This is a genomic window from Stenotrophomonas sp. 2YAF22, from assembly GCF_052114665.1.
Classification (GTDB): Bacteria; Pseudomonadota; Gammaproteobacteria; order Xanthomonadales; family Xanthomonadaceae; genus Stenotrophomonas; species Stenotrophomonas indicatrix.
On record NZ_JBFRFE010000287.1, the window covers coordinates 1 to 5,261 of the forward strand.

General features: G+C 65.5%; 4 protein-coding genes. 3 read left to right on the forward strand and 1 reads right to left on the reverse strand.

Annotated elements, in window-relative coordinates; all coding sequences use genetic code 11:
- Positions 1-202: 202 nt before the first annotated feature.
- Complete coding sequence (locus AB4Y84_RS12490) at positions 203-805, reverse strand: TetR/AcrR family transcriptional regulator (RefSeq protein ID WP_025877807.1); 603 nt, start codon at positions 803-805, stop codon at positions 203-205.
- Positions 806-947: 142 nt separating this feature from the next.
- Between AB4Y84_RS12490 and AB4Y84_RS12495 the strand changes: the two genes are divergently transcribed.
- From AB4Y84_RS12495 to AB4Y84_RS12505, 3 genes are all read left to right on the forward strand, one after another.
- Entirely contained in the window at positions 948-1,865 is a 918-nt protein-coding gene (locus AB4Y84_RS12495; RefSeq protein WP_033831779.1) for an alpha/beta fold hydrolase, read from the forward strand.
- Positions 1,862-4,339 carry an acyl-CoA dehydrogenase gene (locus AB4Y84_RS12500; RefSeq protein ID WP_089236501.1) on the forward strand — a complete coding sequence of 826 codons (2,478 nt, stop codon included), beginning with the start codon at positions 1,862-1,864 and terminating at the stop codon, positions 4,337-4,339. The genes AB4Y84_RS12495 and AB4Y84_RS12500 overlap by 4 nt, the downstream gene beginning before the upstream one ends.
- Before the next feature lie 64 nt (positions 4,340-4,403).
- Positions 4,404-4,871: a hotdog fold domain-containing protein gene (locus AB4Y84_RS12505; RefSeq protein WP_394198017.1), complete on the forward strand. Its 468-nt coding sequence runs from the start codon at positions 4,404-4,406 to the stop codon at positions 4,869-4,871.
- Positions 4,872-5,261 lie beyond the last annotated feature (390 nt).

Here is a 5,261-nt window from a genome sequence, read left to right on the forward strand (position 1 = left end):
GTTCGACCCGCAGTACGACCTGCCGGGCCGCTACATGTACATGCAGTACAAGCAGAAGTTCTGATCGATCCAGTGATCAGCTGATGCAGCAACGGCCCCGAAAGGGGCCGTTGTTTTTTGTACGTACGTTGCTGGCGTCAACACCAAAGAAGAAGGCCGCGGCATTGCCGCGGCCTTTCTGCATCCAGCGATGAAGAACGCCTCAGCCGTTCGGAATCAGCGTGTCGATCAGGTGTTCGACATACGCTTCGAAGTCCTCGCGCGCCTGCTTGGGCTGCTGCAGCTGCAACGACAACTGCAGGAAGCCCACATACGCCGCATAGGCCAGGCGTGCGCGATGGCGTGCATCGGTCGAGCTCAGGCCCGCCTGGCGGAACGAGGCGATCAGGTAATCGAGCCGCCGCTGCGACACGCGGTCGATCACCGGCCGCACCATCGGATGGTCCAGCGCCTTCAGCAACTCGCTGTAGATGATGTGCGGCTGTACTTCGTGCGCCACCATCTGGAACAGCTGGCGCAGGCGCACGCGCGGGTCCGGCACGTCTTCCAGGCTGCCGAACACCTGTTCCTGCTCGAACAGTTCCCAGCGTTCCAGCGCGGCCTGCAGCAGCGCATCACGCGAGGGGAAGTGCCAGTAGAAACTGCCTTTGGTCACGCCAAGGCGGCGCGCCAGCGGCTCCACCGCGACGGCGCTGACACCTTGCTCGGCAATCAAATCGAGGGCCGCCTGGGCCCAGTCTTCGGCACTCAGGCGGCTGTTGCGGCCGGCACGCGGTTCGCCGGCGGAAGCGTCAGGTTGATTCATTTGCTGATTTAACCATACGCCGGGGTTCGTTGCAGTACGCGGTTGCGGCCGAAACCGTCGACAACCGGGCCAGAAGGGATTCCTGCAGCGCACCATACCGTGCAGTATTGACTTCCTGCAGAAGCAATCCATACTAACGAGTATGGTTATGTCCCCTACTCCCGCTGCATTCCATGACCTGCGCCTGGAGGCTGCCCACGGCGCCTCGCTGGCTGCAACTGCCAGCACCTCCGGCCGTCGCGGGCGCGTGCTGTTCGCACACGGCTTTGGCCAGACCCGCCATGCTTGGACAACCACGGCCAAAGCACTGTCGGCCGCTGGCCTGCAGACGCTGGCCTACGACGCCCGCGGTCATGGCGATTCCGATTGGAATGCAGCCGATCTGGCCTATCACGGCGAGCAGTTCGCCGATGACCTGATCGTGCTTGCCGGCGAGCAGCCGCGACCGCCGGTGCTGGTGGCGGCCTCGATGGGGGGCCTGTTCGGCCTGTTGGCCGAATCGCGCTGGCCCGGGCTGTTCTCGGCCATGGTGCTGGTGGACATCACCCCGCGCTGGGATACCGCTGGCGTCGAACGCATCCTCGCCTTCATGACCGCGCACCCGGAAGGATTCGCCTCGCTGTCGCAGGCTGCCGATGTGATTTCGGCCTATGTGCCGCACCGCCCGCGCAAATCCGAGGATTCACTGCGCGCCCTGCTGCGCGAAGATGGCCATGGCCGCTGGCGCTGGCATTGGGACCCCCGCCTGGTGGCCGAGCTGGCCCGCGACAGCGAGCAGCACCAGGATGCACTGGCCGAGGCCGCGCGCCAGGTGAAGTGCCCCCTGCTGCTGGTCAGCGGTGGCCGCAGCGACCTGGTCACCCCGCAGACGGTGGCCGAATTCCTGGCATTGGCGCCACACGCACGCCACGTACAGTTGCCGCAGGCCACGCACATGGTCGCCGGTGATGACAACGACGCCTTTACCGCTACTGTGTTGGACTATCTGGACGTGTTGCCCGCAGCGGATGCTGCAGCTTCGTCCGCCATAAACGAGCACGTCACCGGAGCACGCTCATGAGCCTCGTCATTCCCTTCCTCGCCCTGCTGCTGGCAGGCGCGTTCGTTGCCTACCACCGCATGCGCCTGCTGACCTGGACGCTGATCAGCGTGGCCCTGTTGGTCGCCTGCTGGTTCATTCCTTACGTCAACCAGACCGCCACGATCGTCGCTGCCGCCGTACTGGCCGTGATCGTCGTGCCGCTGCTGCTGCCGTTCATCCGCAAGCCGCTGCTGACCGGCCCGATGATGAAGGTGTTCCGCAAAGTGCTGCCGCCGCTGTCGCAGACCGAGCGGATCGCCCTGGAAACCGGCTCGGTCGGCTTCGAAGGCGAACTGTTCACCGGTGACCCGGACTGGAACATCCTGCTGAACTACCCCAAGCCGCAGCTGACTGCTGAAGAGCAGGCCTTCCTCGATGGCCCGGTCGAAGAGCTGTGCAAAATGGTCAACGACTGGGAGATCACCCACGTCCATGCCGACCTGCCGCCGGAGCTGTGGAGCTTCATCAAGAAGAACAAGTTCTTCGGCATGATCATTCCGAAGGAATACGGCGGCCTGGGCTTCAGCGCGCTGGCCCACCACAAGGTGATCCAGAAGCTGGCATCAGTGTCGAGCGTGGTCAGCTCCACCGTTGGCGTACCGAACTCGTTGGGCCCGGGTGAGCTGCTCAACCATTACGGCACCCAGGAACAGAAAGACCAGTACCTGCCGCGCCTGGCCGATGGCCGCGAAGTGCCCTGCTTCGGCCTGACCGGCCCGTTCGCCGGCTCGGACGCCACCTCGATCCCCGATTACGGCATCGTCTGCAAGGGCGAGTGGAACGGCGAGCAGGTCCTCGGCGTCAAGCTCACCTTCGACAAGCGCTACATCACGCTGGCCCCGGTGGCCACGCTGATCGGCCTGGCCTTCCGCATGTACGACCCGGATGGCTTGATCGGCACCACCCGCGATATCGGCATCACCTTGGCCCTGTTGCCGCGTGACACCGCCGGTGTGGAAATCGGCCGTCGCCATTTCCCGCTCAACTCGACCTTCCAGAACGGCCCGATCCGTGGCAAGGATGTCTTCATCCCGCTGACCCAGCTGATCGGCGGCGCCGAGAAGGCCGGCAAGGGCTGGAACATGCTCAACGAGTGCCTGGCCGTCGGCCGCTCGATCACCCTGCCCTCCACCGCCAGTGGCGGTGCCAAGGCCGGCGCGGTGGTGACCGGTGCCTACGCGCGTATCCGCAAGCAGTTCGGCCTCTCGGTCGGCCGCTTCGAAGGCGTGGAAGAAGCGCTGGCCCGCATTGGTGGCAAGGCGTACAAGATCAGCGCGCTGTCGCAGGCCACCGCTGCCGCTGTGGACCGCGGTGACGTGCCGTCGGTGCCGTCGGCGATCGCCAAGTACCACTGCACCAACATGAGCCGTGAAGTGATCTCGGACGTGATGGACGTGATCGGCGGCAAGGGCATCATCCTGGGGCCGCGCAACTTCGCCGGCCGCAGCTGGCAGGCCGCGCCGATCGCCATCACGGTGGAAGGCGCCAACATCATGACCCGCAGCCTGCTGATCTTCGGCCAGGGTGCGATCCTCTGCCACCCGTGGGTGCTGAAGGAAATGAAGGCTGCGCAGGATCCGGACACCCGTGCCGGCCTGCAGGACTTCGACCGCAGCCTGTTCGGCCACATCCGCTACGGCATCTCAAACGCCGTGCGTTCGTTCTGGTTCGGCCTGACCGGCGCGCGCTTCGGCGCTGCCCCGGGCGATGCCTACACCCGCCGCTACTTCCGCAAGCTGGACCGCTACTCGGCCAACCTGGCGCTGATGGCCGACATCTCGATGATGACGCTGGGCGGCAAGCTGAAGTTCAAGGAATCGCTGTCTGGTCGCCTGGGCGACGTGCTGAGCCACGTCTACATGACCAGCGCCATGCTCAAGCGCTACCACGACGAAGGTGCGCCGCAGGCCGACCAGCCGCTGCTGGCCTGGGCCTTCCATGACAGCGTGCACAAGATCGAGGAATCGCTGTCGGCGGCCCTGCGCAACTTCCCGATCCGTCCGATCGGCTGGCTGATGTGGGCGCTGATCTTCCCGCTGGGCCGTCGTGCCGAGGCCCCGGGCGACCGCCTGAGCCGTCGCGTGGCTGCGCTGCTGATGGCACCGAACGAAGCCCGCGACCGCCTCGCCAGCGGCGTGTTCCTCACCCCGTGCGAGAACAACCCGGGTGGCCGCATCAACAGCTACCTGAGCAAGGCGATCATGGCCGAGCCGGTGGAGCGCAAGTTCATCAAGGCGCTCAAGACCAAGGGCATCGAAGCGCTGGATTTCGTCACCCAGTTGGACGAGGCCGTGGCCGAAGGCGTGATCACCCAGGACGAACGCACCCTGCTCGAGGAGCTGCGCACGCTCACCCTGGAAACCATCACCGTGGACGACTTCGATCCGGAAGAGCTGCGCTCGGCGGGCTACTACAAGCGCGAACAGAAGGGCGCGCAGTCGCAGGCCGCGTGATCACAGCCACCATGTGAACGACAACGGCGGACTTCGGTCCGCCGTTTCTTTAGGGAGACACCCGATGTCTGCTCCACTGCTTACGCTTTACCACCGCCTGCAGCGCTGGCCTGCCGGCAACTGGTTGTTCTCGCGCGCGGTGTGCTTCAAGGCACCCTACTTCGCCAGCATCGCCCCGCGCATCACGCGCCTGGAGAACGGCCGTTGCGAGGGCACGCTGGCCGACCGCCGCAGGGTGCGCAACCACATCGGCACGGTGCACGCGATCGCGATGTGCAACCTGGCCGAGCTGACCGCCGGGCTGATGGTCGACGCGTCGCTGCCGAAGGGCATGCGCTGGATCCCTAAGGGCATGCAGGTGCAGTACCTGGCCAAGGCGCGCGGCACGCTGCAGGCGACGGCATTGCCGGCGCAGCCGATCGTGGTGGCGACCGAAGGCTATGCGTTGCCGGTGACGGTGAGTGTCCGCGACCGCGCGGGAACGGAGGTGTTCAGCGCGGTCATCGACATGTGGGTGTCGCCGGCGAAGTAGTGTTCCCGCGAACGGCGCAGCCCCTCGTGGGTTGGTCGCTGGATGCGGGTCATGGGTTGGGCCGGAGGGCTGGGGCCAGGCGGGGACGCCGCAAGTACGTCCCTGTAGGCTTAGCCGCGCCATCCATGGCGCGGATACCCCGCCCGGCCCCAGCCCTCCGGCCTCTGACAGTTCTCTGCGGCGTCCACCCACGCAAGAGAAAAAAGAAGAGCAAAAGCAAAAACAAAAAGCGGCCCAGCGGCCGCTCTTTTCATGCGCGCAGAACCCACGAGCGCAGCGACCCGCTGTTGCTCTTGATCTTCTTTTTCTTCTCCGTGGKCTGGMCGCGCACGGAAACTGTCGGGGGTCGGGCGGGTKGGGTTCGCGGGGGTGTCCGCGGCATGGATGCCG

Excerpts from the sequence above, each read along its gene's own strand:
- AB4Y84_RS12490 (WP_025877807.1), bottom strand. The coding sequence starts at position 805 with ATGAATCAACCTGACGCTTCCGCCGGCGAACCGCGTGCCGGCCGCAAC.
- AB4Y84_RS12495 (WP_033831779.1), top strand. The coding sequence starts at position 948 with ATGGTTATGTCCCCTACTCCCGCTGCATTCCATGACCTGCGCCTGGAG.
- AB4Y84_RS12500 (WP_089236501.1), top strand. The coding sequence starts at position 1,862 with ATGAGCCTCGTCATTCCCTTCCTCGCCCTGCTGCTGGCAGGCGCGTTC.
- AB4Y84_RS12505 (WP_394198017.1), top strand. The coding sequence starts at position 4,404 with ATGTCTGCTCCACTGCTTACGCTTTACCACCGCCTGCAGCGCTGGCCT.